Source organism: Pseudomonadota bacterium, assembly GCA_039815145.1.
In the GTDB taxonomy this organism is placed as follows: domain Bacteria; phylum Pseudomonadota; class Gammaproteobacteria; order Steroidobacterales; family JBCBZW01; genus JBCBZW01.
The window spans coordinates 1-20,665 of sequence record JBCBZW010000089.1; the positions used below are offsets into that span (position 1 = coordinate 1).

The 20,665-nt window shown below is 67.2% G+C and carries 18 protein-coding genes; 10 read left to right on the forward strand and 8 right to left on the reverse strand.

What is annotated here, in order from left to right; genetic code table 11:
• The coding region (locus AAF184_18025; protein MEO0424242.1) for a disulfide bond formation protein B at window positions 1-200 on the forward strand (200 nt) is incomplete at its 5' end.
• Between the two features lie 25 nt (window positions 201-225).
• Here AAF184_18025 and tfpZ read toward each other — a convergent pair.
• Window positions 226-1,008: a TfpX/TfpZ family type IV pilin accessory protein gene (gene tfpZ, locus AAF184_18030; GenBank protein MEO0424243.1), complete on the reverse strand. Its 783-nt coding sequence runs from the start codon at window positions 1,006-1,008 to the stop codon at window positions 226-228.
• 82 nt (window positions 1,009-1,090) lie between these two features.
• The gene (locus tag AAF184_18035) at window positions 1,091-2,602 is read right to left on the reverse strand and encodes a sulfotransferase (GenBank protein ID MEO0424244.1); all 1,512 of its coding nucleotides are present in this window, start codon (window positions 2,600-2,602) and stop codon (window positions 1,091-1,093) included.
• A 300-nt stretch (window positions 2,603-2,902) separates the two neighbouring features.
• Here AAF184_18035 and AAF184_18040 point away from each other — a divergent pair, with 300 nt between their 5' ends.
• Both AAF184_18040 and AAF184_18045 read left to right on the forward strand, forming a co-directional pair.
• Window positions 2,903-3,640, forward strand: a complete 738-nt coding sequence (locus AAF184_18040) for a hypothetical protein (GenBank protein MEO0424245.1) — start codon at window positions 2,903-2,905, stop codon at window positions 3,638-3,640.
• Window positions 3,641-3,725: 85 nt separating this feature from the next.
• A complete protein-coding gene (locus AAF184_18045) occupies window positions 3,726-5,513 on the forward strand; it encodes a DUF885 family protein (GenBank protein MEO0424246.1) in 1,788 nt (595 codons plus the stop codon).
• Here AAF184_18045 and AAF184_18050 read toward each other — a convergent pair.
• Entirely contained in the window at window positions 5,507-5,974 is a 468-nt protein-coding gene (locus AAF184_18050) for a hypothetical protein (GenBank protein ID MEO0424247.1), read from the reverse strand. The genes AAF184_18045 and AAF184_18050 overlap by 7 nt on opposite strands.
• Window positions 5,975-6,141: 167 nt before the next feature.
• Here AAF184_18050 and AAF184_18055 point away from each other — a divergent pair, with 167 nt between their 5' ends.
• The 3 genes from AAF184_18055 to AAF184_18065 are packed head-to-tail and all read left to right on the forward strand — an operon-like array spanning window position 6,142 to window position 8,808.
• On the forward strand, window positions 6,142-6,459 hold the full coding sequence (locus tag AAF184_18055; GenBank protein MEO0424248.1) for a DUF485 domain-containing protein: 318 nt from the start codon (window positions 6,142-6,144) through the stop codon (window positions 6,457-6,459).
• Complete coding sequence (locus AAF184_18060) at window positions 6,459-8,126, forward strand: cation acetate symporter (GenBank protein ID MEO0424249.1); 1,668 nt, start codon at window positions 6,459-6,461, stop codon at window positions 8,124-8,126. Before AAF184_18055 ends, AAF184_18060 begins: the two co-directional genes overlap by 1 nt.
• Window position 8,127: 1 nt before the next feature.
• On the forward strand, window positions 8,128-8,808 hold the full coding sequence (locus AAF184_18065; GenBank protein ID MEO0424250.1) for a hemolysin III family protein: 681 nt from the start codon (window positions 8,128-8,130) through the stop codon (window positions 8,806-8,808).
• 2 nt (window positions 8,809-8,810) lie between these two features.
• Here the strand turns inward: AAF184_18065 and AAF184_18070 are convergent, their stop codons facing one another.
• The gene (locus AAF184_18070; protein MEO0424251.1) at window positions 8,811-10,085 is read right to left on the reverse strand and encodes an N-acetylmuramoyl-L-alanine amidase; all 1,275 of its coding nucleotides are present in this window, start codon (window positions 10,083-10,085) and stop codon (window positions 8,811-8,813) included.
• Between the two features lie 98 nt (window positions 10,086-10,183).
• On the opposite strand from AAF184_18070, the gene AAF184_18075 reads away from it, so the two are divergent.
• Complete coding sequence (locus AAF184_18075; protein ID MEO0424252.1) at window positions 10,184-10,804, forward strand: hypothetical protein; 621 nt, start codon at window positions 10,184-10,186, stop codon at window positions 10,802-10,804.
• Between the two features lie 63 nt (window positions 10,805-10,867).
• On the opposite strand, the gene AAF184_18080 is transcribed toward AAF184_18075, so the two are convergent.
• Both AAF184_18080 and AAF184_18085 read right to left on the reverse strand, forming a co-directional pair.
• Window positions 10,868-12,613, reverse strand: coding sequence for a hypothetical protein (locus AAF184_18080; protein ID MEO0424253.1), 1,746 nt, complete (start codon window positions 12,611-12,613; stop codon window positions 10,868-10,870).
• Between the two features lie 14 nt (window positions 12,614-12,627).
• Window positions 12,628-13,815 carry an OmpA family protein gene (locus AAF184_18085; protein MEO0424254.1) on the reverse strand — a complete coding sequence of 396 codons (1,188 nt, stop codon included), beginning with the start codon at window positions 13,813-13,815 and terminating at the stop codon, window positions 12,628-12,630.
• Between the two features lie 229 nt (window positions 13,816-14,044).
• Between AAF184_18085 and AAF184_18090 the strand changes: the two genes are divergently transcribed.
• The gene (locus AAF184_18090; protein ID MEO0424255.1) at window positions 14,045-14,485 is read left to right on the forward strand and encodes a DUF1801 domain-containing protein; all 441 of its coding nucleotides are present in this window, start codon (window positions 14,045-14,047) and stop codon (window positions 14,483-14,485) included.
• Window positions 14,486-14,614: 129 nt separating this feature from the next.
• Window positions 14,615-16,144, forward strand: a complete 1,530-nt coding sequence (locus tag AAF184_18095; GenBank protein MEO0424256.1) for a DUF945 family protein — start codon at window positions 14,615-14,617, stop codon at window positions 16,142-16,144.
• A gap of 53 nt (window positions 16,145-16,197) precedes the next feature.
• Here the strand turns inward: AAF184_18095 and AAF184_18100 are convergent, their stop codons facing one another.
• Window positions 16,198-17,178, reverse strand: coding sequence for a DUF4097 family beta strand repeat-containing protein (locus AAF184_18100; protein ID MEO0424257.1), 981 nt, complete (start codon window positions 17,176-17,178; stop codon window positions 16,198-16,200).
• Between the two features lie 159 nt (window positions 17,179-17,337).
• Window positions 17,338-19,536, reverse strand: coding sequence for a hypothetical protein (locus tag AAF184_18105; GenBank protein ID MEO0424258.1), 2,199 nt, complete (start codon window positions 19,534-19,536; stop codon window positions 17,338-17,340).
• A gap of 245 nt (window positions 19,537-19,781) precedes the next feature.
• On the opposite strand from AAF184_18105, the gene AAF184_18110 reads away from it, so the two are divergent.
• Window positions 19,782-20,665, forward strand: an 884-nt coding sequence (locus tag AAF184_18110; protein ID MEO0424259.1) for an SDR family oxidoreductase, incomplete at its 3' end; no start/stop codon positions are given.

Consider the following 20,665-nt stretch of genomic DNA (forward strand, 5'->3'; position numbering starts at 1 on the left):
CCCAGTTCCCGCAGTGGGCGCCCCTGGATGAGTGGCTGCCGATGCTGTTCCGCGTGCAAGCCACGTGTGGGGAGACGCCCGAGGTGCTCTTCGGCCTGTCCATGGGCGACGGCCTGGCCGCGATCACGCTCGGTTGGCTGGTAGCCTTCACGGCGGGTCTCGTGGGCAGCTTCGCGGGTGACTCTAAGGCTGCTGCCTAGCGCACAGCGCCCACCCTGCGCGCGCTCAGGGCTGCTCTTCGCTCACCGCAGCCGTGGCGACGGTCGAATCGGCACCCACCACCACCGCCACCGGCCGACCGTCCTGCCGATCGAGCAGTAGCTCCATGTCTCGCCCCCGTGCCGTGAGTGGCAGATAGCCCAAGCGGTCGCTGTCGCCCAGCTGCTGCGATACACGCTCGATCTGGCGTGCGGCCTGCGCGTCCGCCTCCGCCAGGGCCTGCACCGATCGTATTTGCGAAGCGATCAGATCCTGTCGGTCTTCGTAGGGCTGCCAGAATGCGGGATCGAAGTGCAGAGACGGGCGCTCGCCCATGAGCATCGCGGCAACCAACCCCCTGCGCTCGACCGGATCCTCCGGGAGGGGCGCCACGAGCAGCCGCGGCCCACGCCAAGGCTTGCGGGCTAAGGCCGGGTCTTTCAGCTCGCTCAAATCGACATCGCGATAGGCGAGCACCTCGAAGCGATCGCCGGAGAACACCACGAAGTAGGGGCGCTCCTGATAAAGGGTAAGGCTGGCGTAGGACAGGGCGGTGACCTGCACCAGGGCGACCACCGTCAGGTCGAAGCGCAGGCTGCGCTTGGCCGGGTCGAAGACGATGAGCGTGAGCAAGGGGCCGAGCACGAGATCGACCAGGATCAGCATCTTCACCACCGTCCAAGCGTCCATCGCCCGGAAGTAGGGGTGGGGATACCAGGCGATTACCGCCAGCGCGAGCACCGCCCCGACCACGAGCGTGCTCAGGGCCAGATGTACGAGAAAAGCGCGGAGCTTTGCTTGCCACAGCATGAGGACACCTCGACAGCTTGTATCGGGATCGGAAGGTAGCGTCATTGCCACGCGCGGCGAACGACCCGGCTCACACTTGGCGTTAGGCGACCAGGCTGTCGGTCTCGCTCAGCGAGTAGCCAAGGCGCTGCGCATGATGGTCCAGGGCGGGCAGCCAAGGCGCCAACGAAGGGGCGTAGTGACGCCAACGGCCGACAGCGCTTGCGTACACCGGCTTCACCGCCTGATCGAAGCTCGCCGTCTGAATCCCACGCTGGGACGCGTGAAGGTGATAGTCGAGGACGGCGGGGTCCCAGGGCAAACCGAGAAAGGCGAGGACCGCGCGCGCCTGCGTCTCGAGATCGCTGACGAGGTCCTCGTAGCGCACCACGTGGCGGCGCTGGAACGGCAACAGGCGAGCGAATCGCTCGCCGCAGTCCATCACCGTGTTGTAGAGCTCGACCGTGCTGTCCATCGAGAGGAAACAGGACATAGCGTCGTTCAGGCCGAAATGCTGGGTGAAGGCGCTGAGGCACACATCCGCCGGGTGGCGCCGCGATTCGAGCACGGGGGCCTTGGGCATCAAGCGGGCCAGAAGCGGCAGGTGGAGCGTCCACAGGGGGTTCTTGTCCACGTACACGTGCCCATCGCGAGGCGGTCCGCTGTAGCGTGCGAGGGTCGAGAGATAGATCGGCCGAAGCTTCTCGGCGAGATCGTCGTCGAGCCGATCCAGGCAGGCTGGGTAGCCGCCCGGCAGTTGGTCGAGGATCGCGATGAGGCTCGAGAGCGTATCCGCCTCAGAGACGACGGTGATGTTCGGATGGCTGTCGAGCACCTGATCCAGCAGCGTGGTACCGGATCTGGGGAAGCCCACCTGCCAGGCCACCTGGGGTTCGCCGGGTGCTTCGCCGCGCGCCCAGTGGGAATAGTCATCGCCCGCGAGCCCACCCAACAGACCCTGGGCCTTGGCCAGGTAGGCGCCCGCCTTGCGGCCGAGCCCTGCGTTGTTGCGAAGGTGGTAGGCGTTGGCCGACGCGTGCGCATCGAAGGCCTCCGCGTGGTGGCCGGAGTCTTCCAGCAAGCGACCGTAGAGGTGGGCCCAGCGAGGGTAGAACACCTCCTGCTCCGATGGCCGTGGGGCCGCTTGCAGCACCTGCAATCCCTCGCCTCGCTCGCCGCGTCGCTCGAGCAACAACGCCTGCAGGAAGTGCCGGATTGGATGCGCCGGATGCGAGGCGATCAATTTCGCTAGCCAGCGCCCCATGTCGTCGTGTCGCTGGCGCTTCTCGTCGGCGTAGAACAGCGCGATGAGGGCGTCGGCGTGGGCGGGCTCCACGTCGACGGTGTGGCACAAGGCCTCACGCGCCTGCTCGTGGCGACCGAGAACGCGCAGGCAGGTGGCGAAGCCAAACCAGGCATCAGCATCGTCCGGTGCTGCCTCGCATGCACGCTGCCACCACTTCTGCGCTTCGACCAAGCGGTTGAGCGCAGTCTTGCACTCGGCGATCTTCCTCAGGGTGATGGCGCTGTCCGGGCGCTTGAGGTGAAGTTGCTCCAGGGTCTGCAGCGCGAGTTCGTATTGGCCTGTTTCCATCTGGTGCAGGGCGCTCGCCATCGAGGCCCCACCCGCCGGTTTTTTGGCGCTGGCGGACGGGCGACGACCGCTGCGGGACGGCTTGTTGGTTTTTCGTCTATCGGCCTTGCCCATCACTGCCACTTATGTCGAAAGGCTGTAGAGAATAGAGGGCGTGGGAGTGGGCGGTCCGGGCCTGGTTCTCCTTTTGCGGGCGGTCGCCGCGGGCAGGCGCCCAGCGGTCGCGCCTAGCAGTTGGTCCAGCCAACGCGCTCGCCATTGGCCCTTCCGGATGACCTTCGGCCTTTCTAGGGTGTGACCCCAGCCTCAAGGAGTTCGACGATGCATCCAACCGCCCCTGCAGCGCCGTCCCCGCTACCGGGCGACGGCCGCTCCCATGATTCCATCATCCCCTTTTACCTGGTGATCGCATTAGGAGTGTGGGCTTGCATCGGCACCGCCAACGCCGCTGCCAGCCCCGTGCCGCTCTTGACTGCAGCGTGCGAGACATCCCTTGCGATCAGCGCCGCGCCGGCGCATCTGCGAGATCACGCTGGGGTGTGGATCCTGACCGAGACCGGGTTCCAGGAGATCCGGCCAGCACGAAACCACTTCACCTGCATCGTCAATCGCGACGACCCGCGCGTGCTGAAGCCCACCTGCTACGACGCTGAGGGCACCCGCACGATCCTCCCAAAGGTGCGCTGGGTCGGTGAGTCCCTGTTGGCGGGCAAATCGGTCGAGGCGGTGCGCGCAGAGGTGCGCGAGGGCTTTGCTCGCGGACGCTTCCAGCGGGTCAATCGCCCCGGCGTGGCCTACATGCTGAGCCGCTACAACCGCCCCGTGAACCGCCAGACGGGCACCCTCGGGTTCTTCCCGCCCCATGTGATGTTCTACGCCCCGGACCTCACCAACGAGGACATCGGCCATGACATGCGCTTCCACGACCCGCAGCAACCGCTGCCGATGATCGCCTACGGCGGTCCGCACGGGTACATGCTGATGATCAGCGACGACGGCCAGGCCCGCGCCCGCACGGACCTGGACAGCTCGTGCCCGGACTGGGTGTTCGACGAGTGACCGATCGACCGTAGCGCCTTGCCAGGATCTTCAGCGGCTGGTAGAGCTGCGAGCATCGTTTCGCTGCCCGTCGCTGGAGATCACCTTGTCCCCATCGCCCGTCCGCCGATCGCTCCTGACCCTGCTGCTGAGCGTGGCCCTGTTCCACGTGGCCGGCGCCCAGGCGCAGGAGCCCACGACCAGCCCTGTCGCGACCATCGTCGAGGCCTACCTGGAAACGTGGTTGGAAACCTTCCCCATCCGCGCCACCAGCGCCGGTCGCCACGAGCATGACGCGGAGCTCGACCGCCTCGATCGGGACAGTCGCGCGGCGTGGATTGCCGTCAACCGCCGCACTGGCGCGGCCCTGGACGCCCTCCTCGCCCAACCGCAGAGCCTCTCCTTCGACGACCGGGAGGACGCGAAGCTGCTGCGACGGCGCATCGAGCGGGTCCTGTTCGATTGGGTGGATCAGCGCGAGCCGCAACGCAACCCCCTGTTCTGGTCTGGACGCATGGCTAACGCCGTGGTGTTCCTGACCGTGCGCGAAGATCGACCGGCGCAGGAGCGTCTCACCGCTGCGAACGCGCGGGCGCGGCAGATGCCGCGGCTGGTCGCCGCCGCGCGCGCCGCCCTTGCCACCCAACCCGAGGACATCCCGCCCGAATGGCTGGCATCGGCGACCCGACAGACCCGTCGCGCTGCCACCTTCTACGCTGACGGGTTGGTGCGCATCGCGGCGGCGCAAGCGCCCGCGCTGGAGGACGAAGCACGGGCCGCCGGGGCCACGGCGGCGGGTGCGCTCACCTACTTCGCCGACTACCTGGACTCCCTGAGCGATGTCGCCACGGGCAGCGTGCGTCTCGGCGCCGACGCCTACGCGCGCAAGCTCGCCCTGTTCTCCGGCCGCCACACCTCGCCCGCCGACGTGCTCGCCCAAGCCCATGCGGCCCTGGTGGCCAAGCGCGCGGAGACTGCCGCCTTCGGCCGCCAGGTGTGGTCGGAGGTCATGCGCGGTGACCCGCCCGCGGACGATATCGAGGTGGTCCGCGCCCTCTTCCGCCGCGTGGGGGATGATCACGCCAGCACCGTGGAGGAGTTCGTCGACGACTTCATCCGCATGCTCGAGGAGAGCGAGCAATGGGTACGCGAGCGCGCCCTCATCACCCTCCCCGATCCCTTGACCGTGCAGACCCGGCGCTCCCCGGATTACTTCGCGGGCCAGGGTGTGGGCGGTGTGTACGCCGCCGGCCCCTACGCGCCGGACGCAGACACCCTGTTCTACCTCCCCACCCCACCACCACAGCTCGACGACGCCCAACGCGAGGCGTTCTTCCGCGACTTCAACGACCACTTCAACCGCATGATCACCCCCCACGAGATGATCCCCGGCCACTACCTGCAGGGCAAGATTGCTGCCCAACAGGAACGCAAGGTGAGGGCCCTGTTCGGCGATGGCGTTTACGTGGAGGGCTGGGGCACCTTCTGTGAGCGCCTGATGCTCGACGAAGGCTGGGGAGATGCCCTCGATCGCCTCGCGCACCTGAAGAAGCAGATCGAGAACATCGCGCGCACGATCGTCGACATCCGGGTGCACACCAGCGAGGTCACCCGCGAGGAGGTGATCCGCTTCGTCCAGGAGCAAGCCCTGCAGGAAGCGCACTTCGCCGCCAACATGTGGAACCGAGCGATCACTACCAGCCCGCAGCTGACCAGCTACTGGTTGGGCTACGAGCAGCACCAGGCGCTCTACGCCGAGGTGCGCGAAGCCCTCGGCGAGGGGTTCGACCTTCGCGAGTATCTCGATGCGATGGTGGCCCGCGGCGGTTTACCGGTCAGCGCCTATCGCGAGCAGATGCTAGGTCCGCTGGTGCCGCCGATGGGCGCTCAGTAGAAACTCAGGTCCGAGGCGTACTCGAGCTCGTAGCCGAGCTCGGCGAGCTCCTCTTCGAGCTGATCGATCGCGGCTGGGGGGATGAACAGGTAGGTCCCGTTCGCCGGCGTCGACTCCAGGATCGCCACGCGCTCGACCACGTCAAGCACGAGCATGTCGAGATAGTTCGACATTTCCTGCTGCAACCACATTGGGTAGTCCCCCTCCACGTAGCCGGGCAACAGCTCGGGATTGAAGGGGGCGTTGGGCGCCGGCAGGCCCTTCATGCTGGCGCCGTGTTGGACCATGTAGCCCATGATCGCCACGTACTCGCCCGGCGGCAGCGCCACGCGGAACTCCGCCCAGGTGCGTGAGCTGTTGATGGCATCGTGGATGCGCGCCACGTAGCGCGCCAGGCGCGGCGGCGCCAAGACAATGCCGCCGTTGGCGGGAGATTCGCGATAGAACAGTAGTTGAGTCATCGACCGGGCTTGCCCATGGTGGCGAGCACTTGATGGTGCATCGAATCGGGGGCGATGGGCAACGTAGTGCGCATATCCACGGTGTAGTGCGAGCCGGTGGTTGGATCGGTCCGCGCGGATTGGTCAGAATGCCGGGCCTTACGTTCATTGATGGAGTGCGACGCACGATGCCCCCAGCGCAGCCAACGCCCGACTTGAATGCCGTCCGTCAGGACCCGCGCTTCCGCGAACTGGTCGAGAAACGGCGAGCCCTCAGCGTGCGCTTGACGCTCATCATGTTCGCCATCTACTTCAGCTTCGTGCTGGTGGTGGCCTTCGCCCCCGGCGTGTTCGGCACCCGCCTCGGCAGCGGGGTGATGACCTTGGGCATTCCCGTCGGTCTCGCCGTGATCTTCTCGGCCTTTGTGCTCACGGGCGTGTACGTGGCGCGGGCCAACGCGGAGTTCGATCAGCTCACCCGCGCCCTGCACAAGGTGCGCGACTGATGCGGCCGCTCAAACTGATCGGGCTGCTCATCGCGCTGCTCGCCTTAGGCGCCAGCCCCCTCGCGGCACAGGCCGCGGAGATCGCCGTGGAGGGCGAGCGTCAGCCGGTGAACGTGGCCGCGATTTCCATGTTCCTGGCCTTCGTCCTCTTCACCCTGGGGATCACCTACTGGGCCGCGCGCCAGACCCAATCGGCAGCCGCCTTTTACTCCGCCGGCGGGGGCATCACCGGCTTTCAGAACGGGCTCGCCATCGCCGGCGACTTCATGTCCGCCGCGTCGTTCCTGGGCATCTCCGGCCTCGTGTACGCCTCCGGCTTCGACGGCTTGATCTACTCCATTGGCTTCCTGGTCGGCTGGCCGGTGATCCTGTTCCTCATCGCCGAACCCCTGCGCAACCTCGGCAAGTACACCTTCGCCGACGTCGCCTCCTTCCGCCTGCGCCAGGGGGACATCCGCGTGTTCGCTGCGGCGGGCTCGCTGGCCACCGTGGCCCTCTACCTGATCGCGCAGATGGTCGGCGCCGGCAAGCTCATCGAACTGCTCTTCGGCCTGCCCTACACCTACGCAGTGGTGGTGGTTGGCGTGTTGATGGTGGTGTACGTGACCTTCGGCGGCATGATCGCCACCACCTGGGTGCAGGTGGTGAAGGCGTGCCTGCTGCTCTCGGGCGCCACCTTCATGGCGGTCGCTGTGCTGTGGAAGTACGGCTTCTCACCGGAGGCCCTGTTCGCCGAAGCGGTGAATATCCACGAGAAGGGTCAGGCGATCATGGAGCCGGGCGGCCTCGTCTCCGATCCGATCTCGGCCATCTCCTTGGGGATTGCGCTCATGTTCGGCACCGCCGGCCTGCCCCACATCCTAATGCGCTTCTTCACCGTCGGCGATGCGAAGCAAGCGCGCCGGTCCGTGTTCTACGCCACCGGGTTCATCGGCTATTTCTACATCCTCACCTTCGTGATCGGCTTTGGTGCCATCGTGCTGGTGATGGGCAACCCGCAGTACTTCGACGGCAACGGGCTCATCGGCGGCACCAACATGGCCGCCATCCACTTGAGCGATGCGGTGGGCGGCTCACTCTTCCTCGGCTTCATCTCCGCCGTCGCCTTCGCCACCATCCTCGCCGTGGTCTCGGGCTTGACCCTCGCCGGCGCCTCGGCGATCAGCCACGATCTCTACGCGTCCGTGATCAAGCACGGCAACGCAGACGAGAAGGACGAGGTGCGCGTCTCGCGCATCGCCACGGTGGTGCTCGGCTTCGTCGCCATCGGCCTCGGCATACTCTTCGAGCAGCAGAACATCGCCTTCATGGTGGGACTGGCCTTCGCCATCGCCGCGTCGGCGAACTTCCCGGTCCTGTTCCTCTCCATGTTCTGGTCCAAGCTCACCACCCGGGGCGCCCTGGTGGGCGGGGTCACCGGGTTGGTCACGGCGCTGGCGCTGGTGGTCCTCGGGCCGACGGTGTGGGTGTCCGTGCTCGGCTTCGATGAGCCGGTGTTCCCCTACCGCTACCCGGCCCTGTTCTCCGTGACGGCCGCCTTCCTGGTTACCTGGCTGGTGTCGATCACCGACAACTCAGCGCGCGCCGCGATGGATCGTGCTGGCTTCGAGGACCAGTTCGTCCGCGCCCAGACGGGCATCGGCGCGTCAGGGGCTTCGAAGCACTGATATGGACAGCGTTGAAGACGGCCTCGGCGCGGAGGCGGCCCGCTACACCGTCGCCGAGGAAGTGGCGAACAGCCTGACCCACGGCCTCGGACTGCTCCTGGGCATCGCCGCGCTGGTGCTTCTCGTGGTGTTCGCCGCGCGTTTTGCGACGCCGACCGCCGTGGTGGCTGCCAGCATCTACGGGGCGACGATCATCGTCCTCTACGGCACCTCGATGCTCTACCACGCCTTACCTAAGGGATCTGCCAAGCGCGTTTTCGAGGTGTTGGATCATTCGGCGATCTTCCTGCTCATCGCCGGCACCTACACCCCCTACGCCCTGGTGAAGGTGCCGGGCGCCTGGGGATGGTCCATCTTCGGCGTCATCTGGGGCCTGGCCGTGCTGGGCATCACCCTCGAGGCGGTATTGCGCAGCCGAGGGCGTACCTTGCAGCTCGGTCTCTACCTGGTAATGGGCTGGCTGGTGTTGATCGTGATCAAGCCGTTGATCGCCGCCATGCCCACCGCGGGCATGGCGTTACTGGCGGCGGGTGGCGTCTTCTACACGCTCGGGGTGGTGTTCTACATGTGGCACTCCCTGCGCTTCCACCACGCCATCTGGCACGTGCTGGTACTGGCCGGCAGCATTTGCCACGTCTTCTCCGTGCTGCTCTACGTGGTAGGCCCGTACGCCGGAACGTAGTGCTAGGCGCGACTGAGCGCGAGCCCCGACTTGAGCTGCGCGATCCGCTCATCCACCACGGCCGGGTCGCGGACCAGGTCCTGGTAGCCGAGCTCATCCAGCAGTTCCAGGAGCGGCGCGGAGTCCTTATCCGCCGCGACTACCCGCCGCGACAGCTCACCGTAGGGCAGCCCTAAGTGGTAGTTGCCCGTGTCGAAATAGCCGTGCACGATCGCCGCCAGCAGGGCGGTTTGCTTGCGCCGGTTGCCCGCCACCACCTCCTGGGTGAACAGGTCGCGATAGAGCGACCCGCCCCAGAAGTCTCGCCCGACGTCCTTGTTCTTGAGGTTCGCAAGGTAGAGAAGGTACTCCTTCACGTTGCGCTCCGGCGTCATGCTCGCGCCGAGATTCAGGGAGGACGGGCCGTTCCACAAGCCCAGATTGGCCGGCAGGGGCAACAGGCCGCGGTTGCCTTGCTCATGCGCGAAGCGCGCGTCGACCTTGGATCCGCGGGTGCCGATCTGCGCGCTCATCAACGCGTAGGCATCCTCGAGGGTAAGCGGGTTGATCTGCTCGCCGTGCTGCTCGGCCGCGAGCTTGTCGTTGATCGCGCCGATGATCGCCTTGAAGGCCGCACTGTTGCGGGTGAAGAAGGCCTGCCGCGTGAGATTGGAGTGGACGATGTCCACGTCCACGAGGAAGGCCGCTTCCCTTGCGTCACCGTCCTCGCCGAGGCCGGTCACTTCGGGTAGATCCGCGTAACGGCGAATGCCATCGAGGTACATGCGGGCCATGCCCTCGGCACCGAGGCCGTTGGCAGCCCGGCAATCGCCACTATTGGAGCCGAAGAAGGGTTCGACCAGGATCGCCGGGGCGAGGCCGGCGTGAAGGCTGCGCCCACCACGATCGGTCCTGCTCAGGATCTTCACCCCGCGATCACGCCGCTCGAGGGTGCTCAGCATTGCCTCCTGCACATGCTGGGCGAGGGCCAGGGAGCCCGTGGAGCCACTGGAGAAGGTCTCCGTGCCCGTGGCGCTCGAGGGGCCGGCATTGAAGTGCAGCTCGATGCTGATATCCGCCGCGTAGCGATCGACTTCGGCGTAGACCGCGTCGATTTCACGCGAGTAGCTGGCGGCTCGGATGCGATTGAACTTCTTCGCTCGCAGGGGACGGCGCACGAGCTGCACCATCGCATCGGCGATCTCGTTGTTGTAGTCAAACTCCTGCACGCTGAGCGGCGCCTTGGCACGAGCGCCCTTGGCAACAGCATTGTGACCAACGACAATGGCAATCTTCACGGTTCACCTCGGCTAAGCGTGGAATGCAACACAGATCGCCAAGGCTAACACGCGCATCAGTATCATGGCTCGAGGCGAGAGCCGCGTCGCGGTGGGGCATGGCAACGCTCACGATACTCCTGTTCGCGTGCGCCGAATCGCCGCAAGAAGGCAACGCCCCCAACCCGGCGGCGCAAGCGGGGATGGCGACACCCCCAGCCACGCCCGTCGACGATGCCCCGGACGAACGGCTGGCGAGGCAAGTGGACGCGCTCGAGAAGCGCTATGGTGCCGCGCAGGTGGCGGCGATGCTGGAATCGCTGCGCGCCCTCGCGCCCTACTTCGAGCAGGAGCAGATCGAGAGCGGACGCGCAGCGGCAGAGCACCACTGGGCACAGCTCGACCCGCGTTCGCGAACGGCCTTCGCCGACTGCCTGGGATGGATTCTCGAACGCGTCGAGTGGATCGACGCGCAAGCAGCAGTGCTCCCCGATGGATACCACACGGCGGCGTACGCCTTGCCCGAATCGAAGGCGCTCTACGCTGCGGTGGTGGAACGCTACGGCCTGGATCCGCAAACTGCCACCAGCGCCGACGTGGCGAGCAGCCTCTCCTCCTACGACGACGCCAGCCTACGGTTCGCCCTCGCCGAACAGATGTGCACGATGAGCGAGGATGAGCGCGCGGACTACCTGGCTCGCTTCGCGGCGGCAGGCAGCGCAGCGCTCGCCAAGCCGTGATGCCTCAGCGGTAAGGCGTCCGGCATCGGCGGCGTGCCGAGACAGTCGCGCCATCGCGAAGGCTCAGGCGCGATGGTCCTCGGGCGCCTTAGCCGCACCAGGCTCACGCATCAGCTCAGCCGCTTGCGCTACCCACTCATCGCGTTCGATGCGGCCCTGGAAGACCTCCAGCAAGGAGTCCACGAACGCGACATCCCGCGGACCCCAGGCGGCGATCTGCCAGAAGTAGAACACCCCCTGCCCGTGCAGGAGCTTCTCGAGCACCGGGCCAACACCGGAGATTCGCTGCAGCTCGTCGGGTGCACCGAAGTCCGCCGCGCTCAGCAGGCGGGCCTCCGCGCGGGCCGCCTGCTCCTCCCGCGGAGCCGGCGCTCGCGGCGCCGCCGGCTGGCAGCGCTCGGTGATCAATTCTCGTAGCTGAACGATGGCCTCGCTGAGGTCCGGTGCCTCGGGGAATTCCGTGGGCAACGCATCCACCCGTGCTTGGAGCGTGGCCAGCGAGGCGACGATGCCGGACAGATCGACAGGCGCCGGTGGCGCCGGCAAGGCATCGATCACCTGCGAGAGCCTCTCCACCTCCCCCTGCAAGGGCTTCAAGTTCACGGCGGGTGGAATCGGCAAGGTGCGCAGCGCGGTGTCCAGGCGAGAGAACTCCTCGAACACGGCGCTGAGGTCGACCTCGCGCGGGGCGGGGAGCGCCTCGATCAGGGCGATGGACCGGTTCACCTCGGCGTGCAAGGGCTGCAGATCCACGCTCTCGGGCGCGGGCAGGGCCTGCACCAACTGCGTGAGGTGCTCCAGCCCCGAGCGAACGGGCGCGAGGTCCACCTGCTGGGGCGTCGGCAGCGCCTCGACGAGGCTCGCTACCCGCTCGACGGCACCGTGCAGCGGAGCGAGGTCCACGTGTTGTGGGGCTGGGAGAGCGCCGACCAGGCTCGCCACCCGCTCGACATCCGCCTGCACCGGGGCGAAATCCACCCGCTCGGGCGCCGGCAAGGCCTCCACCAGGGCGGCGACCCGGTCGATGCCTCCCCGCACGGGATCGAGATCGACGCGCTCGGGCGCGGGCAGCGCCGCCACCAGTTCGCCAACCCGTTCGATGGCCGCGTGGAGAGGATTCAAGTCCACCGACTCCGGTGCGGGCAGCGCCTTCACCTGCGCGGAGACGGCCTCGACCGCCGACCCGAGCGGCTGCAGATCCACCTCCTTGGGCGCGGGCAACGCGTGAATCAGCGCGGACAGGGAGGCGATGCCCTCGTGCACGGAGGACAGATCCACCGGCTCCGGCGCCGGCAGCGACGCCACCTGTTCCCCCAAGGCGTCCAAGCCCTGTTGCAGCGGGCGCAGGTTGGGGGGCGGCGGTGGCGCCGGCAAGGCCGCGACGCGCGCATCTAGCGCGCGCAGGGACTCCTCCAGCGGTGCCACCGTGGGCGCCAAGCGCTGCTCCACCTCGTCCACCCGCGTGCGCAGGGCGCTCACGTGCGCTTCGATCGGCGCCAGCGCGGGTCGCAACTGGTCCACCTCCTGACGCAGATCGCCCACCCCGTCCTCGAGCGGGGCCAGGTCTACGCTCGGCATCAGCGGCGTCAAGCGGTTAACCAGCGTGTTCGGTACGTTCTGCTCCAGCGCCTTGAGCTGCCCCTGTAGTTCGCCAACCAGGCGCCCCCGATCGGCCAGGGCTTCGCTCAGTTGCGCGTGGTGCTCCGTGTAGTCGACGAAGCGACGGCGACACCACCAGTAGCCGAGGAGAAACGCGATGAGCGCCACCAGGAGGTAGATGACAGTGAATTTTGCGAGCAGGTAGATCATCTCGTTACATCCCCTTACGGTGTGCTAGCGCTCGAGTCGCGCAGGCGCACCACGATGCGCCGGTTCAGCGCCCTTCCAGACGCGGATTCATTGCTGGCAACGGGTGATGACTCGCCGAAGCCCTCGCTCTCCAGGCGCACGGCATCCACGCCGAGATCCACCAACGCCGTCACCACAGCGCCCGCCCGGGCGGCGCTCAAGACTTGGTTGTCCTGCGCGTTGCCGACGTTGTCCGTATGCCCTTCCACCAACAGCGCGCCGGGACACTGGTTGGCGAGATTGGCCAAGGCGGCCAGCAGCGCATCGTCCTCGCTCGGAATCGTGGCGCTGCCGGTAGCGAAGTGGATCGTCGTATCGTCGAGCAACGCAACGAAGGTGGCGTTGCAGTCGAGGGCATCTCGAGCCACCTGCAACCAGAGGTGGCCGGTCGGCACCGCATCACCCACTTGGCTGAACGCGAGGGTCGCGGCGGCTTGGTCCGCCTCGGCCACGATGCCGGCGATACTCAACTTGCCGTCGAGCCAATGGGCCTCACCACGAAGAAGACCGGCGAGTACGGAGAGCGCGGCGCTGGCGGCCGCCTGCGTGGGCGGATCGTCCTGCTCGGCGGCCGGGGACACCACGCGCAGCTCATCCACCACCCGCGGGGCATGCGCCGCCGCCGCGCTGACGAGCGCGGCGCGAACCGCCTCGCTCGGCACCTGCCCTTCCAAGCGCAGGGCATCCTCAGACTTGTGAATCCGGAAATTGTAGGCGACCGGCGCCTGGTCTCGTTCGAGGACAGGGGCGGGTGCTGGGGGCACTTTGGGGAGCGCCGCGGGCGCCTGCAGGCTCACGCTCGCGAGGGTTGGGCAGCGTAGGCGGCCGGCCCAGGTATCGCATCGGGCGGACTCGGCCATCCACTCGTAGCGCTCGACCGCCTCCTCGGGGCCGATGGCGGTCAGGGCCACGCGCTGACCGTTGGCCTCGCTGGCGAGCACCTCCACGCCGGCGCTCTGCAGTTGCGCCTGCGCCTCGCGGGCCACGTCGCGCTCGACCTGCCGAGCCGTACTCAAGGTGGCGAACAGGAACAGCAACAACGCCAGCAGGAACAGGCCCCACCACCACAGGGGTAACGCGGCGGGCGTTGGCGAGCGCAAATGGTAGCGACGCGTACTGCTGCGCTCCTCGCGCGCGTAGGCGCTCTCGGACGATGCTTGCATAGGGCTCTCCCTTGCCCAGTTTCTCGAGTCCGAGAGCTAATGTAGCGCGTCCAGCGGTAAATCGCTGTTTCAATTGGTGACACGTGCCTCTCGTGCCCCGTCCGTTGCGCACCGCAACCATGCACCGCGGATAACTTCCAGCGCCTGCCATCGCCTGTGGCACCATCAGCGTTGGCGTTGCTGACCGGCGCACCTGCGGGTCAGCCGATTTGCAAGGAGGCACGCACCCATGGCGAAAGCAAAGAACAAGACCGTTGCCAACGACGCTGACGTCGAGGGCTTCATCGGCGCGGTCGAGCCGGCGCGTCGGCGCGAAGATGCCCACGCCCTATTGGAATTCTTCGCTCGCGTCACGGGCATGAAGGCGAAGATGTGGGGCGCGAGCATGGTCGGCTACGGCCGCTACGCCTACACCTACGAGAGCGGCCGCGAGGGGGAGTTCCTGATGACCGGCTTCAGCCCGCGCAAGCAGAGTCTTTCCCTCTACATAATGCCCGGCTACGAGTTCGAGGGCATGAGCGAGAAGCTGGCACGCCTGGGCAAGCACAAGCTGGGTAAGTCCTGCCTGTACGTCAACAAGCTGGCGGATATCGATCTCGACGTGCTGGAGGAGATCGTGCTGGCCGGCATGGCCAAACTGCGCGAGCGCTGGGACACCTGGGACGAGTAGCGCCCCGCCGCTGATCAGCAGATTTCCTGACCGACTTTCGCTGCTGCAAACCCGCGCAGGGACCATGACGCGATGCGGTAACATCTGCTACCGTCGCCGCTCCCACTGCTGACGCGAAGCGAACGCCCGATGAACCTCACCCGAATCCTGCTCATCGCCTCCCTACCCGTTGCGGCCATCATCGCCGTGCCACCGGCGCTCATCGGCCCGGAGGTGGAGGAACAAATGCAGATCGCCCTGGCCGAGGCGACGGACAACCCGGTCGCCAGCGTGCGCCTGGCGGAGTACGACCGCGGTTGGTTCGGCGCTACGGGACGCATCGTGGTGCAGGCGCGCGAGGACTACATCGATGCGGTACTGGCAGAGCGCGCCGCTGCCGCGGCGGCCACCCAGGATCCCCAGGCAGTGGCGGCCTTCGCCGATGTGCGATCGTCGCTACTGCAGCCGGTCGAACTGGATCTCGACGTCGCCCACGGCACCCTGCTGTTCCAGAACGGGTTGGCGCTCGGCGCCGCCTCGGCGGTCGCCACCCTGCAGGACAGCGCCTTCAAGGAGAAGCTCCCGGACCTCGAGATGAACGAGCAGGTCAGCGCGTCGATGCGCATCGGCTTCGATCAGTCCGTCGCCTTCGACGTCGATGTCCCTGCGTTTCGGTTCCCCATCGAGGAAGAGGGCGAAGCGGGTGAAGTGCAGTTCTTGGGTTTCGAACTCGCCGGGCTCCTGGACACCGTGTCGGGCGAGGTCGACTACGAAGGGACGATGCCGTCCTTTGCCGTGACGGTGGGCGACGCCAGCATCGTAAGCGTCGACGAGACGCGCGTGGAGGGCCACAACACACAGCTGACCGAAGATGTGTGGATCGGCGACTCTGCGTGGACCACCCAGCAGGTGCGCGTCTTCGTCGCCGATACGGGCGAAGGCGACGCGGTGGACTTCAATCTGGACGGCTTCACCTTCACCGCGAACCTCGAGGTGGACGATGGCGGCGAGCTACTTCTCATCGAGGGCACCTACGCCGTCGACAAGATGACCGCCGAGGGTTACGAGGGCAGCCTTCACCTGCCGGTCAGCTTGAGCAACATCCCCGTCGAGTCCATGCAGCAGTACATGACGCTGGTCAGCGACCCCGCCAACGCTGCGGCCATGAACGATGATGACACCCCCCTCACCGCCGAACTCACCGAGCAGCTCTTTGCGATCTTCGAACCGGTGCTGGCAGCGTCGCCGGCGCTGCGCATCGGACCCGCCAAGGTCGATCTGCCCGAGGGGCCTGTCAACGTCGATATGCAGGTGCAGGTTGCCGGCGATGAATTCTCTCAGGCGGGCTTGGCCGCCATGGCAGACCCGAACGTGCTCGGAAAGGTGCTGAGCGCCAACCTGGATGCATCCCTGCCGGTAGCCCAGGCGGAGAGCATCGCTGAGTGGGTACTGGCGGACCAGATCACCAGCAGTATGGAAGGGCAACCGCCGGAGTATCAGTTGACGCCGGAACAAGCGTCCGAGATGGCGGCGCAACAGGTGCCCGGCATGCTCTCGGAGCTGGTGCAGCAAGGCATCATCAAGCGCGATGGCGACAGCTACGTGGCATCCATCAAGGTGAAGGATGGCAACATCGACATGAACGGCCTGGTGCTGCCGTTGGCGATGTTCGCCCAGTAGCCGATCAGGGCCGAGCGGTGGGCGGTCCCGCTCGGCGCCCCGACTCCGCTCCCCTACTCCGTCAGGGACACATCGCCTGAACCGGTATCCACGCTCAGGCGCAGCTCGCGGCCACCGCGGCGGGCGATGAACTTGTCGTCGTCCTCGTCCAACACCTGAAGTCCGTTCAAGCCAGAGTCGATCCGGCCCGAGCCCGTGTCCACATCGAGCTCGACGCCGACATTCGCCGGGATCACGACGCGAACGTCGCCGGAGCCGGTGTCCAGGGAGACGCGCCCGCCGATCCCGGCAAACTCCATCTCCACATCGCCGGACCCCGTGTCGGCGATCACCTGCTCGGCCCGCAGAGCGCGCATGATCACCTCGCCGGAGCCGGTGTCGGCGCGCAAGCGCTCGGCCGATACGTTCTCCAGCAGCACGTCACCAGAGCCCGTGTCGACGTTCACCCGCCCCGCATTCACTCCCTCCAGGCGCACGTCCCCCGAGCCCGTGTCGGCGGTGATGTCGCCCAACACGCGGTCGACGATGATGGCGCCGTGATGGGTGTCGAGGTAGAAATCACCGGCGGCGTCGGCCACCCGGAGCTCGCCCATGGCGAGGTAGGCGCTCACCCGCTGGTCCGGGGGTACGCGCAACACGATGTCGGCATAGGCCTCGGTGCCATTGCCGGAGCTGCGCAAACGAATGCGCTTGCCACGATCGCGGTGGAAGGTGCCGTCGCTCGCCACCTTCACGTCGGAGCGCCCGCGCCAGCCGACCTCGCGGTAGACCACGTCATCGTCCGGGTAGCGCACGACCAGGGCGGTCGCCGTCTCCCCACGCACTTGCGTGACCAGCGTGTCGATGGACAGGAGATCGGCATCGGGGCCCGCGAGGGTCACCTCGGCGACGGCGCTCGGCCCGGCGCCCGTCTCGATCCGCACGGACCCGGCCAGGTTGAAGACGGCGAAGGACTGACCGTCGAGCCTCACGGTCTCGGCAGCGACCGCACCCGCGCTGGCCGCAAGCAGGGCGGCGGCAAGAAGAACACGCATCCGTTCATCCTCTGTGGAGTGGTACAGAGGCCTTGGATGTCACGGGGGACGGGACGGTTGTAAGGCGCCGATCGGCGGCGGGGGCAAGGCGGCGGCGGGGCGGGACCAGGAGGAGCACCGAGCGCGGCCAGGCGCTCGGTGCTCGGCACGAGGCTCGGACTACGCGGCGTCGTCCTCGCTGGCCACTTCCTCGGCGGCGGGCGCGTCGCCCCCGTTCAGGAGGCTCATGGCCTTATCGACCCAGCCGAACTGCCATGCAGCGCCGGCGCCGCCGGCGAGGATCACCAGGGCGATCACCCACGGCCAGATGCTGGCCTTCTTGGCGAAGGGATCGCGCATGGAGCGCTTGGCGCCGTCGGGCAGTTCTGCCGTCTGCGTGAGCGTGGCGCCGAACGGGATGTTGATCTTGGCCCGGGTGTTCACGGCCCAACCATTGGCGTCCAGCATGGGCGCGAGGTTGCGCTGGCGAAGTTTCATGTAGGCCAACACCATCGACGGCCCCGAGATCACCAGCATGATGCCGACGATCGCCAGCGGCATCTGCCACCAGGCGAGGCCGAGGAAGCCGGTCACCACGGCCGCCAACGCCGTGCCGATGGCACCGACGGCCAAGCCGATGGCGGCGAAGATACCGGCGAACTTGGCGATGTCGAAGGCGGGCGCCGCGGGCTTGCCGCTCGAGGCGCTGTCCGCCGCTCCCGCGATGCCCTTGGAAGCGCTGGCCGTGACCGCCTTGTCCTGGGCGCCGGCCATCTTCTCGATCTGATCGGAGATCATGCGGGCGAAGCGCTTGTAGGGCGACCAGAAGGCTTGGGAAAGGCTGATCGGGTGCTCCACCAACTTGGTGATGGTGGCATCCCAGTCGCCGCCGTCGCGGTCGTAAAACACACCGTTGCGACCCACCATGAGGTTGTCCGAATCACCGCCGGTGAACGCGGCCGCGATGGTCATCTTCTCCGCCCCGCCGCGACGCCTACACTCGCAGTAGGCGAGGTAGGTGTTGCTGCGCGTGGCCATCGCGGCGTGCTTCGCCACGTTGTCCACCTTCACGCAAAGATCGCAGCTGCGACCGTCGAGGTAGAGGGTGCCGGCCTGGAACACGGCCTTGTGGTCGAGGCTGTAGAAATCGCGCAGGGACACGAAGTTGTGCAGCAGCGTGTCGAGGTGCTGGTAGTAGTGAACAAGCTTGTTCACCGCCTCGATGCCGTCCGCCTCGGGCGCCACCTCGAGGTCCTTGGCGAGCAGCGCTTCGATGTCCGCCCGCGTGCTGCCCTCGAGGAGGGCCTTGATGCGTTCCATGCCGAGGCCGGCGACGATGTCACCGCGCTGCTCAGCGCGCCAGCCGGCGTAGGCGGCGAAGCGACCGCTGATATCGCGCCACGCCTCCTCCGTGAGCTCGCTCTGCTCGCCGAGTAGCGGCACGACCACCTCATCGCGGAACTTGGTGAGGGCAGCGGCCCAGCCGGGGTTGAGGCCCGCGGCCAGCGGCAAGGCGCGATCCGACTCGGCCCGCGCCAGGGGGAAGGTCGCCAGCGCTTCCGTGTCCGGCGAGAGCGTCTGCGCCGTGACGGCGGCGAAATCCGCTTCGCTGGGGTTCACGACGGCGGCGGCGCGCTCGTCGAAGGCGGCCAGGCGAGCGCGAGTGAAGAAGTCTTCGATCTTCTCCTGCACCGCCTCGAGAGCGTCGGCGGCGGCGTCGGTCTTGTCACCGAGCAGGCGTACGTTGGACGCCTCACCCTCACCCCACCAGTCGGCGAAGGCCTGGGCTTCGCTGAAGAACTGCTCCAGGTGCTCGCCGTCGATGCCATCGGCACCGCAACGGTCGGGCACCCCGCCGACGCAGCCGATGATCTCTTCGATCGCGGCCGCGACGGCCTCGTCCTCGGCGGAACTCGCGGGCACGACACCGTCGCCGTTGAACGCCGTATCCGCGAAGATGCGGCTCGTATCCGCGGTCTCTTCGGGGGTGATCGAGGCCGCGTCGCCCTTGCCGAGGTTGGTGAGGATCTGCTCGGCGCTGGCGCGCAGCCTGGCGCCGTCTTCGGTGCTGTCATCGATCGACTTCAAGGGCAGCCCTTCCGTCGGCTGCAACAGCTCAGCCGGGTTCTTCAACAACCCGCAGGCCCAGGCGATGGCGTCGCGCAATTCCGGCACACGGATACGTCCGTCTCCGTCCGTATCGAGGAAGGCGAGGGTACGCTCATCGAATTCGACGCCCTTGGTGGGGCAGGCCAGGGCCGCCCAGAGCTTCTGATCGAACTCACCCAGATTCTTCAGGTCCTCGGCCGTCTCCAGCGTGACCTGATCGAATCCCCCGAGGCGCTGAAAACGCCATTGATGCCTGCTTTGCTTCGCCATGGTTCTCCCTGCGCCTGTGCGCCCTTGGCTGGTCGTTGATGGTGCGATCATCCGGTCCCGATCCCCGTAGAGCCGGTCGAGATCGGGGGAGAATGTTAAGGAGGTCGCCCCCGAATAGCCAACAAAACGACGCCGGAGTCCGTCGATGTTTACAACAATTTATCGGCGCCCGAAGAAAGCCGGTCAAAACGCCAGCTGGCGGCGGACGCGTACACTGTCGATCACACTCACCTAAGGGCACCGATTTGCACCCGGCCGGACCTGCCACTCCCCGTCATCTGTTCTGCTTCGGCTGCGGCTACACGGCCCAGCGCCTCGCTCGCCGGCTCCTCGCCCAGGGCGCCCGCGTGTCGGGGACGGCCCGCTCCCCTGAGGGCGTGCAACGGCTGCAAGGCCTCGGCATCGAGGGCTGCCGCTTCGACGGGGACGCCCCGGTACCGGCGAAGGCGCTCGACGGCGTCACGGACATCCTGTGCTCGATCCCGCCGGGCGAGGGAGGTGAGGACGGCGTGATCGCGGCGCACGGCGCCACCCTCGCCGATCTTCCCACCCTGCGCTGGTGCTCCCTGCTGTCCACCACGGGGGTCTACGGCGACGTCGATGGCGCGTGGATCGACGAATACGCCCCCCTGCGGCCGGGTTCCGAGCGGGCGCGCCGGCGCGTCGCCTGCGAGGATCGATGGCTCACCTGGGCCAGGGCGCACGGCAAGGCGGTCCAGGTCTTTCGCCTGCCCGGCATCTACGGCCCCCACCGATCCCCCTTCGCGCGACTGCGCGCGGGGACGGCCCGACGCATCATCAAGGCTCACCACGTCTTCAACCGCATCCACGTCGACGACATCGCCAGCGCCCTGCAGCTCGCGATGGAGCACCCCGACGCGGGCCCGATCTTCCACCTCGCGGACGAGGAACCGGCCCCGTCGGACGAGGTGCTCACCTACGCCGCCTCGCTGCTCGGCCTGCCGCCGCCCCCCGCCACCTCGATCGATGCTGACGACGTCTCGCCGACGGCCCGCGAGTTCTACGCCGAATGCAAGCGCCTGAAGACCACGCGGGCCAAGCAGGCGCTTGGATTCTCGCCGCAGTTCCCCTCCTTTCGCGAGGGCTTAGCTGCGGTGCTGGCCGAAGA

Excerpts from the sequence above, each read along its gene's own strand:
- AAF184_18075 (MEO0424252.1), top strand. The coding sequence starts at position 10,184 with ATGGCAACGCTCACGATACTCCTGTTCGCGTGCGCCGAATCGCCGCAA.
- AAF184_18065 (MEO0424250.1), top strand. The coding sequence starts at position 8,128 with ATGGACAGCGTTGAAGACGGCCTCGGCGCGGAGGCGGCCCGCTACACC.
- AAF184_18105 (MEO0424258.1), bottom strand. The coding sequence starts at position 19,536 with ATGGCGAAGCAAAGCAGGCATCAATGGCGTTTTCAGCGCCTCGGGGGA.
- AAF184_18060 (MEO0424249.1), top strand. The coding sequence starts at position 6,459 with ATGCGGCCGCTCAAACTGATCGGGCTGCTCATCGCGCTGCTCGCCTTA.
- AAF184_18095 (MEO0424256.1), top strand. The coding sequence starts at position 14,615 with ATGAACCTCACCCGAATCCTGCTCATCGCCTCCCTACCCGTTGCGGCC.
- AAF184_18080 (MEO0424253.1), bottom strand. The coding sequence starts at position 12,613 with ATGATCTACCTGCTCGCAAAATTCACTGTCATCTACCTCCTGGTGGCG.
- AAF184_18100 (MEO0424257.1), bottom strand. The coding sequence starts at position 17,178 with ATGCGTGTTCTTCTTGCCGCCGCCCTGCTTGCGGCCAGCGCGGGTGCG.
- AAF184_18040 (MEO0424245.1), top strand. The coding sequence starts at position 2,903 with ATGCATCCAACCGCCCCTGCAGCGCCGTCCCCGCTACCGGGCGACGGC.
- AAF184_18090 (MEO0424255.1), top strand. The coding sequence starts at position 14,045 with ATGGCGAAAGCAAAGAACAAGACCGTTGCCAACGACGCTGACGTCGAG.
- AAF184_18050 (MEO0424247.1), bottom strand. The coding sequence starts at position 5,974 with ATGACTCAACTACTGTTCTATCGCGAATCTCCCGCCAACGGCGGCATT.
- AAF184_18055 (MEO0424248.1), top strand. The coding sequence starts at position 6,142 with ATGCCCCCAGCGCAGCCAACGCCCGACTTGAATGCCGTCCGTCAGGAC.
- AAF184_18035 (MEO0424244.1), bottom strand. The coding sequence starts at position 2,602 with ATGGCGAGCGCCCTGCACCAGATGGAAACAGGCCAATACGAACTCGCG.
- AAF184_18085 (MEO0424254.1), bottom strand. The coding sequence starts at position 13,815 with ATGCAAGCATCGTCCGAGAGCGCCTACGCGCGCGAGGAGCGCAGCAGT.
- tfpZ (MEO0424243.1), bottom strand. The coding sequence starts at position 1,008 with ATGCTGTGGCAAGCAAAGCTCCGCGCTTTTCTCGTACATCTGGCCCTG.